18 protein-coding genes are annotated in these 20,635 nt (G+C 36.3%); 3 read left to right on the plus strand and 15 right to left on the minus strand.

Going from position 1 to position 20,635, the window contains the following annotated elements; genetic code table 11:
* Positions 1-397: 397 nt before the first annotated feature.
* Positions 398-1,864 (plus strand): helix-turn-helix domain-containing protein, encoded by a 1,467-nt coding sequence (locus tag IGI46_RS00375; protein WP_429964381.1) that lies wholly within the window; start codon positions 398-400, stop codon positions 1,862-1,864.
* Between the two features lie 388 nt (positions 1,865-2,252).
* Positions 2,253-3,143: a GH25 family lysozyme gene (locus IGI46_RS00380; RefSeq protein ID WP_429972616.1), complete on the plus strand. Its 891-nt coding sequence runs from the start codon at positions 2,253-2,255 to the stop codon at positions 3,141-3,143.
* A gap of 18 nt (positions 3,144-3,161) precedes the next feature.
* Here the strand turns inward: IGI46_RS00380 and IGI46_RS00385 are convergent, their stop codons facing one another.
* The 3 genes from IGI46_RS00385 to IGI46_RS00395 form a co-directional block, all read right to left on the minus strand.
* Complete coding sequence (locus IGI46_RS00385; protein ID WP_207704137.1) at positions 3,162-3,500, minus strand: hypothetical protein; 339 nt, start codon at positions 3,498-3,500, stop codon at positions 3,162-3,164.
* A 74-nt stretch (positions 3,501-3,574) separates the two neighbouring features.
* The gene (ebgA, locus tag IGI46_RS00390; RefSeq protein ID WP_429972617.1) at positions 3,575-6,547 is read right to left on the minus strand and encodes a beta-galactosidase subunit alpha; all 2,973 of its coding nucleotides are present in this window, start codon (positions 6,545-6,547) and stop codon (positions 3,575-3,577) included.
* Positions 6,540-8,018 (minus strand): amino acid permease, encoded by a 1,479-nt coding sequence (locus IGI46_RS00395; protein ID WP_429972618.1) that lies wholly within the window; start codon positions 8,016-8,018, stop codon positions 6,540-6,542. Before IGI46_RS00395 ends, ebgA begins: the two co-directional genes overlap by 8 nt.
* A gap of 131 nt (positions 8,019-8,149) precedes the next feature.
* Here IGI46_RS00395 and IGI46_RS00400 point away from each other — a divergent pair, with 131 nt between their 5' ends.
* On the plus strand, positions 8,150-8,980 hold the full coding sequence (locus tag IGI46_RS00400) for an AraC family transcriptional regulator (RefSeq protein ID WP_207704134.1): 831 nt from the start codon (positions 8,150-8,152) through the stop codon (positions 8,978-8,980).
* A 26-nt stretch (positions 8,981-9,006) separates the two neighbouring features.
* Here the strand turns inward: IGI46_RS00400 and IGI46_RS00405 are convergent, their stop codons facing one another.
* The 12 genes from IGI46_RS00405 to IGI46_RS00460 form a co-directional block, all read right to left on the minus strand.
* Entirely contained in the window at positions 9,007-9,576 is a 570-nt protein-coding gene (locus IGI46_RS00405) for a VanZ family protein (protein WP_429972619.1), read from the minus strand.
* 108 nt (positions 9,577-9,684) lie between these two features.
* Positions 9,685-10,698: an acyltransferase family protein gene (locus IGI46_RS00410; protein ID WP_429972620.1), complete on the minus strand. Its 1,014-nt coding sequence runs from the start codon at positions 10,696-10,698 to the stop codon at positions 9,685-9,687.
* A gap of 103 nt (positions 10,699-10,801) precedes the next feature.
* Positions 10,802-12,043: an oligosaccharide flippase family protein gene (locus IGI46_RS00415; RefSeq protein WP_429972621.1), complete on the minus strand. Its 1,242-nt coding sequence runs from the start codon at positions 12,041-12,043 to the stop codon at positions 10,802-10,804.
* A 34-nt stretch (positions 12,044-12,077) separates the two neighbouring features.
* Positions 12,078-13,082, minus strand: coding sequence for a glycosyltransferase family 2 protein (locus IGI46_RS00420; RefSeq protein WP_429972622.1), 1,005 nt, complete (start codon positions 13,080-13,082; stop codon positions 12,078-12,080).
* A gap of 1 nt (position 13,083) precedes the next feature.
* Entirely contained in the window at positions 13,084-14,211 is a 1,128-nt protein-coding gene (locus IGI46_RS00425; RefSeq protein ID WP_429972623.1) for a polysaccharide pyruvyl transferase family protein, read from the minus strand.
* 20 nt (positions 14,212-14,231) lie between these two features.
* Entirely contained in the window at positions 14,232-15,200 is a 969-nt protein-coding gene (locus tag IGI46_RS00430) for a glycosyltransferase family 2 protein (protein WP_429972624.1), read from the minus strand.
* Positions 15,190-16,464, minus strand: a complete 1,275-nt coding sequence (locus IGI46_RS00435; RefSeq protein WP_429972625.1) for an O-antigen polymerase — start codon at positions 16,462-16,464, stop codon at positions 15,190-15,192. Before IGI46_RS00435 ends, IGI46_RS00430 begins: the two co-directional genes overlap by 11 nt.
* Positions 16,465-16,523: 59 nt before the next feature.
* A complete protein-coding gene (gene glf / locus IGI46_RS00440; protein ID WP_429973938.1) occupies positions 16,524-17,633 on the minus strand; it encodes a UDP-galactopyranose mutase in 1,110 nt (369 codons plus the stop codon).
* 36 nt (positions 17,634-17,669) lie between these two features.
* Positions 17,670-18,470 carry a DUF4422 domain-containing protein gene (locus IGI46_RS00445; protein ID WP_429972626.1) on the minus strand — a complete coding sequence of 267 codons (801 nt, stop codon included), beginning with the start codon at positions 18,468-18,470 and terminating at the stop codon, positions 17,670-17,672.
* A 17-nt stretch (positions 18,471-18,487) separates the two neighbouring features.
* Complete coding sequence (locus IGI46_RS00450) at positions 18,488-19,180, minus strand: sugar transferase (RefSeq protein WP_429972627.1); 693 nt, start codon at positions 19,178-19,180, stop codon at positions 18,488-18,490.
* A gap of 13 nt (positions 19,181-19,193) precedes the next feature.
* On the minus strand, positions 19,194-19,934 hold the full coding sequence (locus tag IGI46_RS00455) for a tyrosine-protein phosphatase (RefSeq protein ID WP_429972628.1): 741 nt from the start codon (positions 19,932-19,934) through the stop codon (positions 19,194-19,196).
* A gap of 11 nt (positions 19,935-19,945) precedes the next feature.
* Positions 19,946-20,632, minus strand: a complete 687-nt coding sequence (locus IGI46_RS00460) for a CpsD/CapB family tyrosine-protein kinase (RefSeq protein ID WP_429972629.1) — start codon at positions 20,630-20,632, stop codon at positions 19,946-19,948.
* Between the last annotated feature and the right edge of the window lie 3 nt (positions 20,633-20,635).

Genomic DNA, 20,635 nt, shown 5'->3' on the forward strand with positions numbered 1-20,635 from the left:
ATGTATAATGTGAGTTTATTCCAAGAGCAATAAAAACCGAAAAACATTATTTATAACTTTCAGTTAATAAGTGACAGATTGTCAAGACAATCAACATCTAACAACATAAAATTAGTTCTATTCAACTCATTTTTCTTCATTATTTTATTTTTAACAGCAAAAACTAGTTTTTCATATGCTAATGAACCTTTTATTAGCTTATTCTAATACACTGATTCTTTTTGTATCTTCAAAAATTATTTTTTTAACCAATAGATACAAAATACCAAAAAATATTTTTCCTATTCGTTTCCATTATTTTTTTGTTATAATGGAGGTTAAAATTATCACTGATTCTTATATCCTTGTTCTAAATGGATATTCATCAAATACACATATTACTGAAGGAAGTGGACCTATGAAGCAATTATTATCGACAAAACATCAAGCTCAGCTACTCATCATGGAGGCTTTTTTAGAAAAGAATGAGATAACCATTGAAGAATTGGAGTCATTGACCGGCGCTTCTAAACAGACCATTCGCACTTATATTGATGAAGTAAAACAATCAACCGATTTTTTCTATATCCAAAAGGGGAAAGGTACCTATTTTCTTAGACGGAATAACCGTACCAACTATAGTACAATTTATCGCTATTTCTATCAGCAATCGATTCAGCTCCAATTGTTGGAGATCATTTTCCTGAATCCTTTTATTCAAACGAAGGAAATTGTTCAACGTTTTGGTATTAGCCGGTCTCAATGCAACCAATTACGTCACACCCTAAAGCAGGTTTGTGAATCCTATGGTTTTTCCTTGAGTGATTCTCCGTTTAGATTCCAGGGAGACTATCATAAAATTTGTGCTTTTTTCATTGCCTATATGTTCGAAAAGTATGATTTTTTAGATGACTATATTTCACCTAAGGAGAATCAACTATTGGATCAGCTTGTTCTAAGCTTCACCAATTTACCTCTAGTTGGCGGGCTTCAAGACAAGCAACGTCTTAAAACATGGATTTGGGTAATTATTAAGCTAAGCAAACATTTTCCAGAATTCCTAACACAGGAGTTTGATAATGCTGAAGAATTTAACCTTGTATTTAGCTATCAAGATTTCGAGGAGACCTTCTCTGTAAACTTTTCTGGCTATCTCAATGGCATCTTTTCACAACTGTACCAGTTTTTGGAGGAAACGATCACGATGCCCGAATTGGTTAGAAAAAAGAGCTCGATCATTACCTTTTTCGAAACCTTGTATGCCCTATTTGATTGCCCGCATTCTTTTGACGATAACCGTGTCATTGACGTAGCTCTTTTGCTTTATGTAGGACCTAATTATATTTTGAACAAGAAAAAACAGCGCTTTGTCCTAAATTTTTTCGAACAAAACAGCTGTTTCTCAAAAGAACTTTCTGAGAAGCTTTACCAGGAAATTCTGCACTTACGAACGGCCATCGGAAATGATGGATTGTTTTATGAATTAATGTACTCACTATTGATCAATCAAACCACCTTAACACGGTTAATCAATGAGCATCAGGAAAAGAAACGGGTTGGCGTTTTGTATACCTATGATAAAGAACACAGCGAACTATTTTCTTATCAATTGAACAACTCCTTTACGAATAATCTGGCTTTTGAAGTAATTGATTATGATGAGTTTTGCAATGCACCTGATAATGAGGCCGAATTAAGCGATTTCGACTTTATTATCACCTGCTTAACCACCCTAAAGAAGGAAAATTGCATCGTGACAGATATCTTTCCGACGATTTCTGACATCAAGTATCTAAATGACTTAGTTGATCTTTCTATTCGCCAAAAATTCGAAAATGGATTAAAACGGGCCTTAGTTGACCCAATTCCAACTGTTAAGCTTTGATTATCAGGAGGTAGCTACTAGTGCAACCTCCTGCAAGTCTAGCTAGCTTCTTATTATACATAGACAAAAAAAGGCTACATTTCGGACTGACTCGCTTTCTCAGTCCGAAGAAATCAGCACCAGACTTACTATTCCTCCGCCTTCTTAAATCTCTGGAATTCTCTAACAAAAGCCCTTGATTTTATTACTAATCTCTTCAGGTCTTTATCCAACAGAACTAATTTTTGTTATAGTTGAAAAATTCGAATACCAACTTCGCTTGTATCAATAAATGAAGAACGAGGAGTTTACTCTTAAAGTATAATTATTGCAGTTGTTTTCTACCGGACCTTTCAGGCATGATTGGGTTAGCAAGCTTGCCAAATACCTGAAGGAAAGAAGAGAGAACATGACCCAACCAATTATTTTAGATATCAGCGAATGGCAGGTGCCGTCGCAAATGAACTACCAACAGCTGGCTGAACAGGTTGCTCACGTAATCGTCCGTGTACAATACGGCTCAGCTTATGAAGACAAGCATTACCGAACACACATTGAGAATTTCCAAGCCTTAGGTGTACCAGTCGCCGTCTATGCTTGGGTTCGAGGCGTCAACCACAATGACATGGAGGAAGAAGCTCGGATCTTCTACGAACGTGCTAAACAGTACAATCCAACCTTTTATTGGCTGGATGTTGAAGAACAATCCATGTCAGACATGCGCGGTGGTATAGAATGCTGCCGTCGCAAACTCAAAGATTTATCCGGTAAAAAAGTCGGGGCTTATATCGCCAATCACCTTTACAGCACCTTCAATCTAGTTACCGAGAATTTTGACGGTATTTGGCTGCCAACTTATGGTGCAAATACTGGCAGCTATCAAGGTACGAATCCAACGGCAACCACTCACTACGATTTACACCAATATACCTCGGTTGGCCGACTTGCAGGTTATGCAGGCGCTTTGGATTTAAACCGTTTGGCAGGCACGAAGCCGCTTAGCTACTTTACCGATGGCGCATCTCCAGCTGCTCCATCACCTGCTCCAAGTTGGGGAACTGCGGAAAAAGGTATCTTTACCTTGAATACCGCGATTCATCTCCGAGCAGAACCTTCTGCTGATGCCCAAAGTTTGGCCGTACTGCCAGCAGGGGCTGAGGTTCATTACGATGCCTTTGCTCATCAAAACAGCTATGTCTGGATTCGTCAGCCGCGAGCAGATGGGCATGTGGCCTATTTAGCAACGGGACCCTCGAATGGAACTATCCGAACTGGGTCAAGCTGGGGAAGCTTTCGCTAAACAAAAAAAGAGGAGCGTCTATTTTGACGTCTCCTCTTCTTCCAATAAATTTACCCGGATGAAACCCCATTGTGTTGGCAAATAATAGCCATCCACTGTTTCATCCTTTAAACGACTTGAAATCAACGAACCCTTAATCTGATACAAAGCCGGTATTTCTGGATCAAGCGGTCCTAGCTTCTCCAGCAGCTCTTCCAAGTCATGCTTGGTCATCATAAAATAGACAAAGCTCGAATCCTTCAATCGTTCATAACTAATCGCACCCTCAAACGTCATCCTTGTCTTTAGCTCTTCTGGACTTAATGCTACCCCAATTGGTATTAAATTCAACCCTCGAAAGGTAAACCCCTCCGTCATCTGTACTCCCCCCATCAACAACTTACGAGTTCATTTTATCATAGTTGACGGAAAGATAGCGGAAGTTTTACCCTCTATTCAAAAGTAAAGCCAAAAGAAAAATCATCAAAGGTACAACGATATTTCTGCAACTGATCCTGTCCGCAGGCATTGCTGCCAAGACCATTTTGCTTATAATCCAAGTATAGATAAGTCGCCTCGTCCTCTACCATCTCATTGGTGTGCTTTGCCTTTTCCAAGGTTTCATCAGCAAAATGAGACACACTAAAGTTTAATTTGTCCGCTGCTTGAATTTTTATGGCTTGATTGTCGCCGTTTAACTCCAAATAGTCCATTTCCATTCGATTTCCATGCTCCTGCGGATACACATAAGGTACATACATTCCAGCCACCGTATCTTTAAACACCCCTGGATAAGCCGATTCACGAGAATCGCAATAATTTTCATGAGGGCCCAAGCCACGATACGTCACTGACTCATAGACTTTTGGCAAGACCATTTTAACTCCAATACGTGGAATCATTGCGGGTGCCTGATCTTTTCGACCATTCGCAATGCCATCGATCATTACAGTCATCTTTCCATCGCCGAAAATAGTATAACTTTGACGAATATCGAAGTACCAAGAGCTGTTTGTCGTTCCCAAATATTTTTGGATCGTGATTACACATTGGTCCGACGTGGCCTCATAACTAAAATCAATTAACGTTTCATGCCATAAATTCATGAAGTACTTGTTGTAGTATTCCTCAATCAGATACATGTCGTTATCGATCGGTGCTCGCCAGAAGTTCATCATTGGACCACTCAGCTGCTGGTCATTTCGTTTAATAGTAAGCTCGCCAAGCACTTTGTCAAAAGTAAAGAGCCCATTATTCGTCGTTATCTGTAGACTAGTTTGTTGCTCTTCAAACGCCACAGTTGCCTCCGTCGTTGATTTTAAAAGCTGAGGCTCTTGTACCTTTACTACTGAACGACTCAATTCAAAACCAGCTTCACACCATTTCGTCGCTTTTTTCACTTGGGTAATTACGTGCAAGGTAACCAGTTGTTCAGATCCTGCATTAATTTTAGTCAGACAAGTGAAGGTTCCTCGTTGCTGTGGTTTAATTGCTGGTATAGTTAAAGCACCCTCTTCAACTACTTCTCCTTCAATCTGCAGTTCATAGTAAAAATCATACGCATCGGTAGCGGTGAATTCTAGATGATTGATCAGCTGATAGACTCCTGCCTGACGATTCACCACATTTAACTCAAACGGTTCGAAAATTTTCTTCAGCTCGATCAAGCTGGTAGAAACGGTCCGATCCGGCTGCAGCAAACCATCAATACAAAAATTACTATTATTCGGCACATCACCAAAGTCACCGCCGTATTTATAGTAGGTCTTTCCGGTATCATCAACCGATTGAATCCCTTGATCAAACCATTCCCAAATAAAGCCGCCTTGTAATTGATCATGCGTATAAAACAATTCTTGGTATTCCTTCAGATTTCCGGGACCATTGCCCATCGCATGCCCATACTCGCAAAGAATGTGGGGCTTTTGCGTCTTTTCAATCACTTCAGTCATGGTTAATTTTTCGTCATGCTCCAGCCAAGTATACATAGTTGAATACACATCAGTAACCTCAGCTTCGAAATCCCCTTCATAGTGAACCAAGCGTGTTGGATCGGTCGCCTTGGCAAAGGCTGCCATCGTCCGGAAATTATTCCCAAACCCCGATTCATTTCCCAGCGACCACATAATAATCGAAGGATGGTTCTTGTCGCGATGAATCATCCGTGACAGGCGATTCACATAGGCTGCTTCCCACTGAGGATTATTGGAAATCCAGTCGTAGTCGTTGGTCAACTCAAAACCATGACACTCCAAATCCGTTTCATCAATCACATACATACCGTATTCATCACACAAGTCATAAAAATAAGGAGCGTTAGGATAATGAGAAGTCCGAACGGCGTTGATATTGTGCTGCTTCATCAATTGGATATCACTTTCGATACTTTCTCGAGTTACCACTCGTCCGTTCTCAGGACTATAATCGTGCCGATTCACCCCTTTTAGAATGATTGGCTGCCCGTTGAATAAGAATTGCTTCCCTTGGACCTCCACTCGACGGAACCCTATATTCAATGGAATATATTCAACTAAACCATCCTGCAGCACTTCAATTTCAAGCAAATACAAGGTAGGTGTCTCAGCTGACCAGAGCTTCACAGCTTCCAACTCTTCCTGCAGCACTTCACCAGCTGACAATGTTTTCTCCATAACTAGTTCATCAGCCAGGCTTAGACGATAACGAATCGTTTGTCCCTCAACAGATGAAAGCTGTGGAGTCACCATTAACTGGCCTATTTGATACGTATCATCGGTAGTCGCGACTACCGTTAAATCATACAACCCAGCACGAGGAAGCGAATAGAATTCGACATCGCGGAAAATCCCGCTCAGCCACCACATGTCTTGATCCTCCAAATACGTTCCATCTGACCATTGGAAAACTCGAACCGTTAGCTGATTACTTCCAGACTTTACAAAGTCAGAAAGATCAAACTCGCTTTGCAGCCGAGCACCCTTGCTGTAGCCCACGAACTCGCCATTCACATAAACCTCAAAAGCCGAATCCACGCCATTAAATTTCAGTAAATAGCGTTCATTGACCTCTACCTCATTCAGTTCAAACGTTCGCCGATAAATCCCCGTAGGATTCTCCGTCGGTACTTTTGGCGGAATAATCGGAAAATTGTACCACAAATCTGAATAGTGCATCTTGCCATAGCCCTGCAGCTGCCAATTACTCGGAACTGGAATCGTATCCCATTGTTCCTCTTGGCAGTCCACTTGGTAAAAATCAACGGGGGAATACTCAGGTGCTGCTAAGAACAGAAAGCGCCAATCCCCATTTAAGCTTTGATAGTTTCGTGCCTGAGTGTAGCCCTGTTGTCCATCCTCTTGACTAAAGTAACTATAATAATGCGCCCTTTCCGGCAAACGGTTGATATGATTCAGCTGATGATTTTCCCAGCGTTTTAATTTATGCATGCTCATTGGCTCCTTTTAATACTTTATTCTTTTTTTCATAGCGTTGGTAACAAACCCAGGCAAAGCCCAAGAAGATGACAATTCCCAAGACATTGTAGGTTAAAACAAACAGTGGATTAGCTGAACCTTCAGCTACAACGCCCGTTTGCAAATAAGCCATGATTTCAAAGGGTGATGGGAAAGTCGAAATGAAGAAGGCCACCAAGAAAAAGCCCAAAATTAAACTACCTACAACAATCCCTGTTTTCCGACTTCCCATTTTAAAGCTTCTAGGCATATCCTCTTTTTTCAAGCGCAGTACAATGTATGCAATCAACAAGAACAATACCGGAATCAATGAAGTCGCCGCTGTCATATTAATTAGCGTCTGCAGCAACGTATCCACCGAACCAATTCCTAAAGCCGGAATAATCAACAATACCGTTACAACAATCGCTTGAACCAGTAACGCATTCGTTGGATTCCCTTCCTCATTGGTTTTAGTCATCCATTTCCCAAAGATCCCTTCAGGAATTTCCGAAAACAAAACCTTCACTGGAGCCGCTGTCCACAACACCAAAGACCCCAAGGCACTAAACAGCATGATCAACCCCACAATATTTGTCACAATGTTGCCAATCCCAAAATGATGGCCTAAAATTGTGAAAGCTTCAAACAACCCATTCGAATAGTTATTAGCTAAGGTTTCCTGCGGTACCACTAATCCTACTGCCACACAACCTAAGCAATATATTAAACCGATAGATAAAGTCGTGATTAACATCGTCCGCACAAACACTTTGTTTCCACCACGGACATCCTTAATGTAAACACCCACGCTTTCTGCACCGCCTACTGCCTGAAGAATCCAAGCCATCGTCATGAAAAAAGTCCAGTTAAATTTCGGTGCCACAGACTGAGCAGTGAAGGTTTGGGCAGCCGGCTCCCCTAAAAAGGTCACCACAATAAAGGCTAAGACAATAAAACCAATTCCCAATAATAACCGTGCCACTCCCGACACACTGGTAATAATCGAAATCCAGCTAACCCCTTTAATCGATACATAAGTCGCCAACCAGAAAAGGACGATCGATACTAACGAAATGATCAATGTTGCCTGATTTCCCGCAAAAACATTCCGTCCCAAGAAGGTATAGGAAGCATAAATCAAAATTTGCGGCAGCAACGAAGTAAAGTAAAATAAATTAACAAAAAAGTACGACCAAGCACCTAAAAAGGCCCATTTCTCCCCTAAAGATGATTTAATCCAGCTGTGAACGCCTGATTCAGACTCACTATTGGCTGAAGCAAACTCCCCAATCATCAACCCAAATGGGAAAAAGTAACAAAGGGTCGCAAAGATATAAGCTGGAATCGAAGCCAGTCCAATGCTGATACTGTTGTTAATAATGTTGTTAAACGCAAACACTGCCGTAAACGTCATTAACAACAACGCAGCTGGACTTATTTTCTTCCGTGTCTCCATAATCATTCTCCTAACTGTAATTCGATAATCGGGGTCCGGACCCATTGATTACGCTTTCATAATAAATTATAATAAGACTACTTCCAAGGGGATTTTGTTGCTACTATATGTCATCATGTTGAATAAGGGGAGAAAATATGTTTAATTCTGTAGGAACCTTTCAAACGCAAGAACTACTTAGCCAAGAGCTGACTCTTTTTGAATGCGGCTTTGAAGATGTCAAACCACGCGAACCATATCAATACGAAAAAATCGATTACTACCTGATTCACTTTATCTTAGAAGGCGAAGGCCTGTTTTTTATTAACGACGAAGTTCACCGACTTTCCGCTGGCGAAGGCTTTGTCATTCCCCCCGATACCAAAAACAATTACTACCCGCTCTCAGGCAATCCCTGGAGCTACCGCTGGATCGGTATCCGCGGCAGTCAATGCGAAACCATCTTAAAAAAAGCCGGACTATTAGAAGGCAGCTTCACGTATAAATACAACCACCTCGAAACTATCGACACGTTGTTTAAAGCCATTTACGACTTCGCCGAAAGCAATCAGCTCTACGGAGCCCACGCAAAAATTTACGAATTTTTCAATTGCCTGATTGCCCAAAACGAAGAACTCCTGCGCTTCTCCACCAGTGAAGGAGAGAAATATGTCCTCAACGCCATGGACATTATTAAGCAACATTACGCCAATAACGAATTACAAATTACCGACATCTGCGACCAAATCAAAATCGAACGCAGCTACCTTTTCAAACTGTTCAAACGATATATTACCACCAGCCCGCAGCAATACCTGATCCAATTTCGTTTAAACAAAGCAAGCGAGCTGCTGCGAAAAACCAATTATTCAATCGAAGAAGTCGCCCAGCTTACTGGCTTCTCCAGCTATTCTCATTTCTCAAAAATCTTCAGCAAATACAAAGGCTACTCTCCCCATAAATTTCGCTTACGCTACCGGGTCCATTAAAAAGAAAAGGTTAAGCCACGACGGACTTAACCTTTTTTAAACTGCCTCTTTAACCGACAACATAACCCATACCCAATCATACAGCCAGCAAAATTTGTCAAAACATCCCAAATATCAAACGTCCCCAAATAAAAAACATATTGCAGCGTCTCAATACCAAAAATCGTAACCAAAGACAAAACAATTGCCTCAACCAATCGTGCCCGCATCCCATACAATATCCCCAACGGAATAAAGTATCCAATATTCAACACAAACTCAATCACAGCCGCCTCCGACTGCAACGGCACCTGCCGAATATCCAGGTTCAATGCATGATAATGCTCCGCCTTCGTAAACAACACAATAAACATCAACAACGCATACACACTATAAAACAAATACAAATAAACCGTCCACAGCTGCCGCCGCTCCCACTGAATATAGAACAACCACAAGCTCAAAAACAAAAACGCCCACAACGCCTCATCCGTATAAACAAAACGATGCATCATCCCCGCCAAGCGCGGATAATGCATCAATGTCGGCATAACTAAATAGTATATAACGCCATAACTGGCAATCAATGATAGAATTCCTGCGATGATTTTTTTCATAGGGGGAGCCTTTCTGGTTTTTGGTTATTATAGCAGAGAATTGTTGCTTGTGGTACTTCTGTATGAACAACGACTATTCAAAAAAAATAACACTTTTCCCTTTAATTATTATCCAAAAAAGATTCTTTGAACGTTGAACTTCTTCAATATTCCCGAAGCAAAAATACATAATAACATAGACAAAAAGAATGTAACTAAAATAATTATCCATAAATTGCTTATATTAAGTATTTTCTCACAAACAATTCTGAGACCAGCCAGTGGTATCAAATGCATCACATAAATTTGCATAGAATTTTCCCCTAAAGATGCAAGATTTTTTTTTGCTCTTTTAAAATGTGTAGTATTAGCAATCAGACTTGATATTTCAAAAATCAACAAACTTCCAGTTATGGCTGTTACTAAATAATAATAATACGTTGCTGACTTTAAATCTCTCCATAGCAAATTCACATAGACAAAATTCACCACAATAAAAGCTATACATACCAAGATCATTTTGAATTTTTTTTCCTTCTGTTTCTGTTTGAAATAGGGTAGTAAAAATGTACCCATAGAAAAGTATACTAAATATTTACTAAAAGAATCAATAATCCAAACATTGGGAATTATTGGATTAATCACAAAAATCAATAATGATATAATCAGTAAACAAATCTTGTATTTATCTCTAAATAAAGAATGAATCATGTACGTGACTAAGTAAAAGAAAAAGAGCACGTAAAGAAACCAATACTGAGAAAATGGCACTATCGGAGATAGTAGAAATTCCTTTAAGCCCAAGCTATTATTAGTATAGCTTGATCCTACTTGCATAAAACAAGCAGTTAGCAATGACCAAACAAAATATGGGTAGACAAGTCTTGTTAATTTTTGTTTAAGTGCTCGATTCAACTTTTTTGATAACCATGAATCCAAAAACAAACCACTGATTATAAAAAAAGCAGGCATATGAAATCCATAGATGATTTCTTTTAGTATATAAACAGAAGAATTATTTGAAACCAAAGATAAAGAGTTACTGTCAACTACACCTTGCAATGCATGTCCAAATACTACTAGTAAAATAGTGATCCCTTTAGCAATATCTATACTGATTAATCTTTTTTTTATGATAAACATCCCCAATACATATGCTTTTTGATTAAAATTAGTGTTAGCGAATACGGTACTAGACCACTTGCATTTAGACAAGTGGTCTGGTACATCATGCCTCTAGATACAATTACTTTTTAGGGATTAAATATCTGTATTTGTAGAATGCTGATCCTCGAATTATCACCAGAATAATATTCATTAAACTCATAATTACAAGGATTCTGACAAGTGTAATAGCATTAAAAATCCATAACATGAGACATGCTAAGACATTTATAATGGTCGCAACAGGAATTGCCGCATTTGCATAATTAGCTTTTCCAATTGGAGATAGCGAAGGATATCCCAAAAATATACTAAAAAAAGCAAAAAAACTATTTACCATCAAAATTCTAAGATAATCTCCTGCTGAAGAATATTTTGCACCTAATATGATGCTACAAACTGTATTTGCTCCAAGAAAAACAATTGAACACCCAACTAACCAAACAATTCCTCCATATATGAAAATCTTTTTCAATAGCTTATAGTCTTTTTCTTTTACCATATGGGGGTAAATGCTATCACTAATTGGTGTCAACATCATTTCTCCAGCAGTAGTGATTTTCGTTATCCCTGCCAAAATCCCTAATTCCACAGAAGCTGGAGAAAAACTTAGACCTAAGAAAAAGGAGCCTACAGAGTTATTGATACTAACAGACAATCTCGAAATAAAAAACAAAAATCCTTCTCTTAGCATTTTGCATATCTCAGAAAAATTAGGTTTTGATATTCTTACTCCATTTTTAAACATCATTATGAAAGTGATTATTAAAGCCATAGAATCACCGATAATAAAGGAAATAGGTATAAGAACTATTTGTTTATCGCTATGTACAAATATTATGGCTAACAATATACACAAAAATTTGGCAATGACTGCTCTTATAGTTATTGTTTTCATTTCTTCAATACCACGAAAATAAAAATCAGGAAGCATTGCCTTTATTATCGAATCAATCAAAAACAATCCAACAATTAGTATATTATTTCCAATCATAGGAAGAAGTAGAGAAATAAAGGCGAAAATAAATATAGATATACCTGATAACAAAATTTTTGACCATATTACTGATGTTACTATTTCATTAACCTTTTTAGTATTTAAACGAAGTTTAGAAATATCTGCAGTTGTAGAAATATTAAAACCATATTCTACAATCATCTGAAAAATTAAGATGAAAGACATCGAAAATCCAATTAATCCAAATTTCTCTACGCTTAATACACGCGATAGGAATGGATAGAGTAATAATCCTAAAAAATAGTTGGATAAAGTTAAAATATATAAAAAAAATGTATTTTTTGCAATGCGTCTGTTAGTATTCATGGCTCCTCCATAGTTATATAAGTCGCTGATATCATTAACTATTTTTTAAATGACGATTTCGAAGATAAAGAGACAGTTTGGTTATCCAAATAGGATTGACCCATCGACATATTGCAATCATTCTCATTCTTAACGGTAAATCAACACTGGGATGAAGCATTTTAAGACTATTTTTCCTTATATATTTGACAAGATCGTTAAATAGACTATAGTACTCATCTTTTTTATTTGCATCAATAATTTGTCTGAGTGCATAAGTGGAAGTGCTCCACATCTGATAATCAAAAGCGTGTCTTACGATAGGAGAGGAAAAATCTAAGTTATTTTCAATGATTTCCATGGCTTCTAAAGCTCCTATGCCTTGTTTTTCAACATTCGGCTTTGTAGTAGCACTATTCTCATTATCCAATCGATAACAATAAACCTTTCTTTGTCCCACTCCTGCACAATTAATATATTGTGCAGCATTAGTCATGAAAGTAAGTCCTTCTCCAGTAGATTGTCCTGGTATAAATTTGAGTTTATTCTCAACAATAAAATCGTGCCTCCACAATTTATTCCAAACACCCATCCGTATACGAGGATACAATAATTCAGCGACCGCTTTTTCAGAAGATAAAGTAGTTATATTATCATGGGTAATTTGTTTTTTATCTTTGGTTGTAAAAATATTCATAGACAAGCATAAATCCGCATTGGTCTTTATATATATCTTAAGCATATATTCAACAAAGTCCTCTGCTAAATAATCGTCACTATCAACAAATGATACAAAATCTCCTTGAGCATGAGCTAACCCAGTATTTCTTGCAGCGCTCAATCCTTCATTCTTTTCATGACAAACCAGCTTTACTCGATTATCTTTTTTTGCATACTCTTCCACTATTTTCTGAGAATTATCCGGAGAACCGTCATTAACTACAATAATTTCTAAATTATTGTAAGTTTGGTTGACAATCGTATCCAAACATTTCCCAATATATTTTTCAACATTATAAGCAGCTAATACTATAGAAACTAGAATTTTTTCTTCTTTCAAATTAATTCCTACTTTCTTCAGCTAATTCTAATGACTCTTTTAGCCATCCCGAAGATTGATGTATTAAGGTATTTAGATTCTTACTAACCAGTGTATAATCAATTTCTTCATTTAATATTGGATTTTCACCCGCAATCAAATTTTGCTGATTTAAGTTTAAAAAGTTTAAAATAGAATCTAGTCTTTCATCAATTTTAATTTTCCCGTTGTCATCATCAGCAATACGATAAAATATTTTATTGTAAATAATTGAAAATACTATTCCATGAAACGAATTTGAAATTACATACTGAGCATTTTTTATATAACTCAAAAATTCTTCAGGTCCAGCAGCAAAATCCACTTTTTGACCGAAGACTTGACACTTATAAGTATTAACACCTGTAAAGATGGTAATTATCGGTAATTTAAGTTTTTCACCAATTTCCTTAACTGACTTTAGTACATCATTACTCGCTTTAATGCAATAAAAGAAAATATATTTTCCTTCGTATTTACATTTTGCACCATTAACCAATGATTCGTACTCTTCTTTATTAAGTAGAAAAGTTGGGTCTAACACTACATTGATATCTTTGCTAGGAATTCTTTTTTGTAACTCTTTTTGAGCACTTTGTTCACGAACTGAAAGCCTATCAAAAGCACTGATCATGGTCACATTTTTTTCACTAAACTGTTTTTCAAGCGATTTCCCAAAACTTGGTGCATATGCAACTTTGTATTTATTAACGGGTAAAAAATATAAAGACGTAAAATCAGGCATACTTGCACTATTCCATATTTGATCACTTCCAGCTATTAAACAATCATATTTATTAGCAAATTTATCGAATTCTGATTCATCCTCAAACTTATCAGTAACTTCTAGGCATTCTTGAACTCGATTGAATCGATTTTTTCTTTCTTTCAACTTATTATACTGAGAAATATTTAGCATACCTTTTATGATACCTTTTGGTGTCACTTCTTTTAGAATAATATTTTGATATAAAGAGTACTGAGCAGGTGGAACATAGTTGATAATTTGATTTTCAACTCCCATGCCAATAATTGATTTTTGTAAGGCAAAAGCTTGCAAAAAAGAACCATTATTATGCGCTGAGTGTAATGTTATAGTAGCTGTTCTCATTTTTTCCCTCACTTTTTCATCTACCTAGTTATTCTTAGGTATGTTGTCCACGCGCTTTTATAGCCACGTATACCGAATAGCTTTAAAAAACAGTAACCTATTTTATCTCTCAAAGGTACAAAAGAATTTTTCAAAATAAAATTTCCTTGACTCAATAAATAGGTAATTAAATCAGGTCCATATTTATCAATTACCTTTTTATCATTAGACACTATTAACTGGTTCAACGTACTAAAATAGGCCCATATTACTCTTCGATGAGCCGCTAAAGATAAATTAGGAAATTTTGTTTTTATGAATATCTCATTTTTTAAATTCATTTCTATTAAATCAAATTTTTTCATATTAAAAGAACTATTCACAGTCGAATCTGATCGATTCACATAATAATAAATAGACTTTGATCCTAATACTACCTTCTTTGATTCAGCTATAACCTCATATGTAGTTAACGAATCTTCGAATAGTTTACCTACAGGAAAATTATTCTTTTTAAAATACTCTGTGCGATACATTTTTGCCCATACCCCCATATCATATCCATCATTAAGAAGCATTCGTTTGATCGCAGTTTCGGTATCCATTACTGTGACTTCACCAGTGCTATGATCAGTATTCTTATTTTTGGTCACATATGTAAAAGAACCAATTGAAATATCCGCAGAGTATTCTTGAATTAGTGTATATAGATACTCTACGTAATCACTTGTCACGTAATCATCAGCATCAATAAATGTTAGCCATTCACCAACAGCTTCTTTAATTCCGAAATTTCGAGCTTCAGATTGCCCTCCGTTTTCTTTATGAATGAGTTTTATTCGAGAATCCACAGAAATATATTTTTCACAAATTTCAATAGATCTATCAGTAGAACCATCATTGACTAAAATAATTTCAATATCCTTATATGATTGGTTAATTATTGATTCCAAACACGCTTCTAGATAACCTTGTACATTGTAAACAGGAATTACAATACTAATAGTCATTTAATCGGCTCCCCTTTGTTGCTTTAGAATGCTTTAAGCATAGTAATAGCATAACGAAACTAACAAAAAAGCTAGTACTACCCAATTGCCAAATCATAAATGCTCCAAAAACTGATTTTATTACAAGTAAATATATAATGAAATATTTTACATTTCTCTTCATATAGGCTTTACAATATATATAATTACAAAAGGCACCGTATAAAGTTGAGTATATTATTATTCCGATGAATCTCAAATCCTGATAAAAAAAATAGAACATTGTCACAAAAGCATTCATAGGCATATTAGGGAAAACATTTATCCAAACCTCTTGTGGATTTCCTTGTAGACTAACTACATTGCTCAATAAATCAAACTTGATTCCTAATAAATTTGAGATAGTGTTGACAATATAAGAAAAAGGATACAAAAAACTTAGTCCATATGTCCAAATATTGGAGTTATCGACAACTTTCTGCCATTCAGATAGTAAAACAACTGGCCCTGAAAAATAGGCATAAAATATTTCTACTATGCTTCTATTAGAACGAGCATTTGAAATTATCCCAATAAAAATTAGTGACATAACTATCAAACATAATAAAACTCTCTTTGTTTTTTTTGATAATTTTATATTAACAAAAGACATCGTTGCTAAAAATTGTATTATCACGTAAACAAATGTGATTCTCCCTCCTGTCGCGAAGGAATTGAGTATAATATTAAGAAAAACAAGTACACAAAAATATTTATGTCTTTTTATCGCGAAAAAATATATAGCTAATGGTGTTAAAGCATATAACCCTGGTCCAGCAACATAATATACCAGACCATTTAATATGGAATTATTGATTAAAGAATCACTTTCATTATATCCAAGTAAACTACTTCTAACTTGATAATAGTCGCCTCCGCTCATCAATAAATTTATTACATTAAATACTGTAATGATCGTACCGACAGTTACCAATACTAGTAATAGTTTCGTCCATCTCCAATCAATCACCAAATTTTTTTCCATAATCAATTCTTTTTTACTCTTTGATGAATCAAAAATTACTCTAACTAAAATTGCACCCAAAGTAAAAAAAAGAACTCCAAGCTCTATTGAATATACAGCCGTATCCGTAAATTGTCTTATATCATTGAGCTTTAACAGTGCTAATGATATTATAAGCGAGAACAGTCCTGAAAAAATGAACACTGGTGATACAAAGTTTCGATTTAGCAAAAAACTAAAAAATAATATAATTATCATTATTAGCAACCCTAAATAGACCATATTTCTTCTCCAATCAAACCTAAAAGTTTCTTAACCGTTTCATTAATTAAGAAACACAGTTATTTTAACCGTAACTCTACTTTTGCTGTTTTCAACGCTTCAAAAATTACCTTGTCCATATCAAAATATTTATACATACCTAAGCGTCCACCAAATATGTATTTACTATTCTCCTTAGCCATATTTTTATACTGACCATAAAGATCATTATTTTTCATGTCATTTACAGGATAATAAGGTTCCTCACCCTTTTCCCAATCCTCTGGATACTCTTTAGTGATAATAGTTTTTGGCTGTGTTCCAAACTCAAAGTGTTTATGTTCTATAATACGGGTAAATTTATTTTCTGAATCAGTATAATTTACTACGGCATTTCCTTGAAAGTTATCTATATCAAGTATCTCGGTTTCAAATTTCAGTGATCTGTATTCCAATGTTCCTAAAGTGTAATCAAAAAATTGATCAATCATTCCTGTATACACAATTTTATCCGCATCATCTTCGAGTTCCTTCCTATTCTCAAAAAAGTCTACGTTTAGATTTACTTCGATTTTTGAATGATCTAACATTTTTTCAACTATTTGAGTATATCCTCCGATAGGTATACCTTGGTATTTATCATTAAAATAATTGTTATCGTAAGTAAATCTTACAGGTAAACGTTTGATGATAAAGGGTGGAAGTTCTGTGCAAGATCTTCCCCATTGTTTCTCAGTGTAATTTTTTATTAGTTTTTCATATATATCCGTACCTACTAGAGATATTGCCTGTTCCTCAAGATTTTCTGGACTTCTTCCATTCAAAATAGCTCGCTGCTCATCAATTTTTACTTTTGCTTCTAAAGGTGATATAACACCCCAAAGTTTGTTGAAAGTATTCATATTGAAAGGTAAATTATAAATTTCATCACGATAGTTTGCGATAGGTGAGTTGGTGTAACGGTTAAATTCAGCAAACTGATTTACATAGTCCCATATCTCTTCATTCGACGTATGAAAAATATGAGCCCCATATTGATGGAATTGTATTCCTTCAATTTGCTTCGTATAAATATTTCCAGCAACATGATTTCGTTTATCAATTACTCTTACTTGATGCCCGGCTTTTGCTGCTTCAAACGCAAAAACAGAACCAAATAGTCCTGCACCTACTACTGTATATTTCAAAATAGCTCTCCCTTAACTCTTGGTTTAATTATGGACTTTTTACAAAGAAATTTTTTCTGCACTCTTATTCCCAAATTTGTTCATTAAAAAATTTTTTCCCTTGATAAACCAATTTTGTTGTTCCATGAACATCACCGGAATTTCTTTATAACGAACTTTGTTTTCTTCCAGCCAAACATCTAGCAACAGTTCACTAATGTATCCAAAAACTCTAGCTTCCTGCTCATCATATTTACTTATATCAATTGTATTCTGTAATTCAAAAAGTATAGAAAACAACCATTCACAATAGGTGTTGAAATATTCATGTTTCATTATAAACATATTGAACATGTGTGCTGATCGTCGAATCATTATTTTGTCAAAAGAGTCTAAATACATTGGATATATTTCCTCTATTATAATTCTAGTCTGATCAAGTGGCATAATCTCATGTGAATGCTTATAATGAGAATATAGAGTTTCTATAAAATATTTTCTTTTTGTTGGTAAAATCACATCGTAGTCTTCTAATAGAGTGAGTAGTTTTTTTTCATCTAATACTTCACTAAATTTCCCTTTTATATAGTCACTATGTGACTTTTTCGATGTAAAGTGACGTCTATAATGTACTAATCCCTTATAATCAGCATTTACATTTTTCCAAATATAATAAGTCGCAGTCAATTCACAAAAGTTAGCATTATGTTTGGATATATTATCACCTTCCGCATCACTGAGATATCCACCTATTAGTTCTTTATTGTAGGAACCTACATGTATCGGATAGTATATTGAATTATTAGGCATTTGATACTCTTTATGAGCAGCTATACCTATAAAAACCTCACTTGCTTTCAAATCCTTTTCACAACTCCCTAATACGCACTATTTGGCTTAACCATAACTGTAACAGTCTTCCAAATAATCTTAATATCATTCATCAAACTTTGCTCACGAATGTACTGAATGTCTAACTCTACCATCTCTGCAAAATTAACTTCATTTCGACCACTGATTTGCCAAGGCCCTGAACAACCCGGTTTAACTAACAAACGTTGCATATCATAGCGACTGTATTCTTTTACCTCTCTTGGCAAAGGCGGACGAGGACCTATCAAACTCATATCTCCTTTAAGTACGTTAAGCAACTGTGGCAACTCATCAATACTATTTCGTCTAATTGCTTTTCCAATCTTTGTCACTCTTGGGTCATCCTTTATCTTGAACATTGCACCCTTAATTTCATTTTCAGCTAGTAAATCAGCCAACTTCTCTTCCGCATCAATGCACATTGAACGGAATTTGTACATGGTGAATTCTTTACCGTTCTTGCCTACCCGTGTCTGCTTAAAAAAGACTGGTCCTCTAGGCTCTTCCTTCTTCATCAAAATAGCCACAACAATGAAGACTGGGATTAGAAAAACTAGTCCTACTGCACTTAATGTAATATCTATTATTCGTTTCACGCATTGGAATCCAATACGGTTATTAATCTTATCTTTATCCAACCAAACCGTCTCTACTTTCCCAACAGGTGGAACGTCGTCTTTTACTACGTGCTTGTCCATCTTCTCCGCTCCTTCACATTAACTCCTGATAATTAAAAGGTGCTACTGGATCGCCATTGATAATATCACGGCACACCTGATCCATTTGTTCCCAACGTGTTTCCCCGAAATGTTTTACTATGTACTCCGAAGCTTCTTTTAAATAGAAGTCCCTTTGCTTCAGACGGTGAGCATCTGATGCCACCATTTGTACTAGCCCGTTTTCGACTAATTGATGACTCAATTTCTGAACCGTTTTCCCAAATATACCAACAATACTTGGTGCAGTTAGTTGAGCTAAACAGCCCATATTCAGAAAGTTTAATAACTGATTCGGCTCTTCTTGAAAGCCAAGGTTTCTTTCTGGATGGACAATAATCGGAACCTTATCCATCTGACGTAAATCATAAAGCACCGTTTCTGCATAATGTGGAATCTCTGCTGTCGGAAACTCGATTAATACGTATTGATCATATACATCTGCAAAAAGGATACGATCCTCTTTTATCTCTTGAACTAGTTGATCATGTATCCGTACTTCTTGTCCTTCAAATAATGTTAAAGGAATTCCTTTATCATCAAAGACTGCTTGCAATTCTTCAACCGCAGGAATCACTTCATCCTTGGGATTTTGATAATGTCTGTTATGGTGCGGAGTACAAAGGATGTGGGTGATACCTTGCTTCACGGCTTTCTTCGCCATTTTTATACTATCGTCAATTGTTTGGGCGCCGTCATCAACTCCCGGTAAAATATGACAATGCAAATCCAACATCCTTGTTCCTCCTAACCGTAATAATAGTAGCCAGCTGAGTCGCCTTTTTTCTTGCCGTTGTAAACAACGCCTAAGATATTAGCTTTTGCTAATGTTAGTAATTCTTTTGCCTTAATGACATCTTGCTTCTTTGTTTTTCGCTCACGGATAACCAATAGTGTTCCATCGGTATGTGCTGCTAAAATCTGTGCATCTGTAACAGTTGCCACTGGTGGCATGTCGAAAATAATCACATCAAATTCTTCTCGCATCACATTCATAATATCCAGCATTCTTTGTGAACCTAATAATTCTGATGGATTTGGTGGTTTGGGTCCACTCGTCATTACATACAAATTATCCACTGAGCTTGCCTGGTAATACCGATCGATGGATGCTTCACGGTTTGTCAATAAATTGCTTAATCCGGTTGCATTTGGCAAACGGAAACTAATTGCTACACTGGGCTTTCTTAAATCAGCATCAACCAGTAACACTTTGCTTCCAGCATTTGCAAAAACGATCGCCAGATTCGCTGAAGTCGTCGATTTTCCTTCTGAAGGACCAGATGAAGTAATGACCAAGGTTTTAATGTCTTTGTCAGCAGATGAAAAACTGATATTTGTTCGAATAGTCCGATATTGCTCTGTAGTAGTTGAGAAGTTATCGGTTGCGGCCACTAAGGCAACTGGTAGTATTTCATTCTTTTTCTTTGCCATAAC

The sequence above is a fragment of the Enterococcus sp. AZ163 genome, from assembly GCF_050498925.1.
Taxonomy (GTDB): domain Bacteria; phylum Bacillota; class Bacilli; order Lactobacillales; family Enterococcaceae; genus Enterococcus_A; species Enterococcus_A ferrettii.

Coding starts and splice junctions, on each gene's coding strand:
- IGI46_RS00375 (WP_429964381.1), top strand. CDS start 398: ATGAAGCAATTATTATCGACAAAACATCAAGCTCAGCTACTCATCATG.
- IGI46_RS00380 (WP_429972616.1), top strand. CDS start 2,253: ATGACCCAACCAATTATTTTAGATATCAGCGAATGGCAGGTGCCGTCG.
- IGI46_RS00385 (WP_207704137.1), bottom strand. CDS start 3,500: ATGACGGAGGGGTTTACCTTTCGAGGGTTGAATTTAATACCAATTGGG.
- ebgA (WP_429972617.1), bottom strand. CDS start 6,547: ATGCATAAATTAAAACGCTGGGAAAATCATCAGCTGAATCATATCAAC.
- IGI46_RS00395 (WP_429972618.1), bottom strand. CDS start 8,018: ATGATTATGGAGACACGGAAGAAAATAAGTCCAGCTGCGTTGTTGTTA.
- IGI46_RS00400 (WP_207704134.1), top strand. CDS start 8,150: ATGTTTAATTCTGTAGGAACCTTTCAAACGCAAGAACTACTTAGCCAA.
- IGI46_RS00405 (WP_429972619.1), bottom strand. CDS start 9,576: ATGAAAAAAATCATCGCAGGAATTCTATCATTGATTGCCAGTTATGGC.
- IGI46_RS00410 (WP_429972620.1), bottom strand. CDS start 10,698: ATGTTTATCATAAAAAAAAGATTAATCAGTATAGATATTGCTAAAGGG.
- IGI46_RS00415 (WP_429972621.1), bottom strand. CDS start 12,043: ATGAATACTAACAGACGCATTGCAAAAAATACATTTTTTTTATATATT.
- IGI46_RS00425 (WP_429972623.1), bottom strand. CDS start 14,211: ATGAGAACAGCTACTATAACATTACACTCAGCGCATAATAATGGTTCT.
- IGI46_RS00430 (WP_429972624.1), bottom strand. CDS start 15,200: ATGACTATTAGTATTGTAATTCCTGTTTACAATGTACAAGGTTATCTA.
- IGI46_RS00435 (WP_429972625.1), bottom strand. CDS start 16,464: ATGGTCTATTTAGGGTTGCTAATAATGATAATTATATTATTTTTTAGT.
- IGI46_RS00450 (WP_429972627.1), bottom strand. CDS start 19,180: ATGGACAAGCACGTAGTAAAAGACGACGTTCCACCTGTTGGGAAAGTA.
- IGI46_RS00455 (WP_429972628.1), bottom strand. CDS start 19,934: ATGTTGGATTTGCATTGTCATATTTTACCGGGAGTTGATGACGGCGCC.
- IGI46_RS00460 (WP_429972629.1), bottom strand. CDS start 20,632: ATGGCAAAGAAAAAGAATGAAATACTACCAGTTGCCTTAGTGGCCGCA.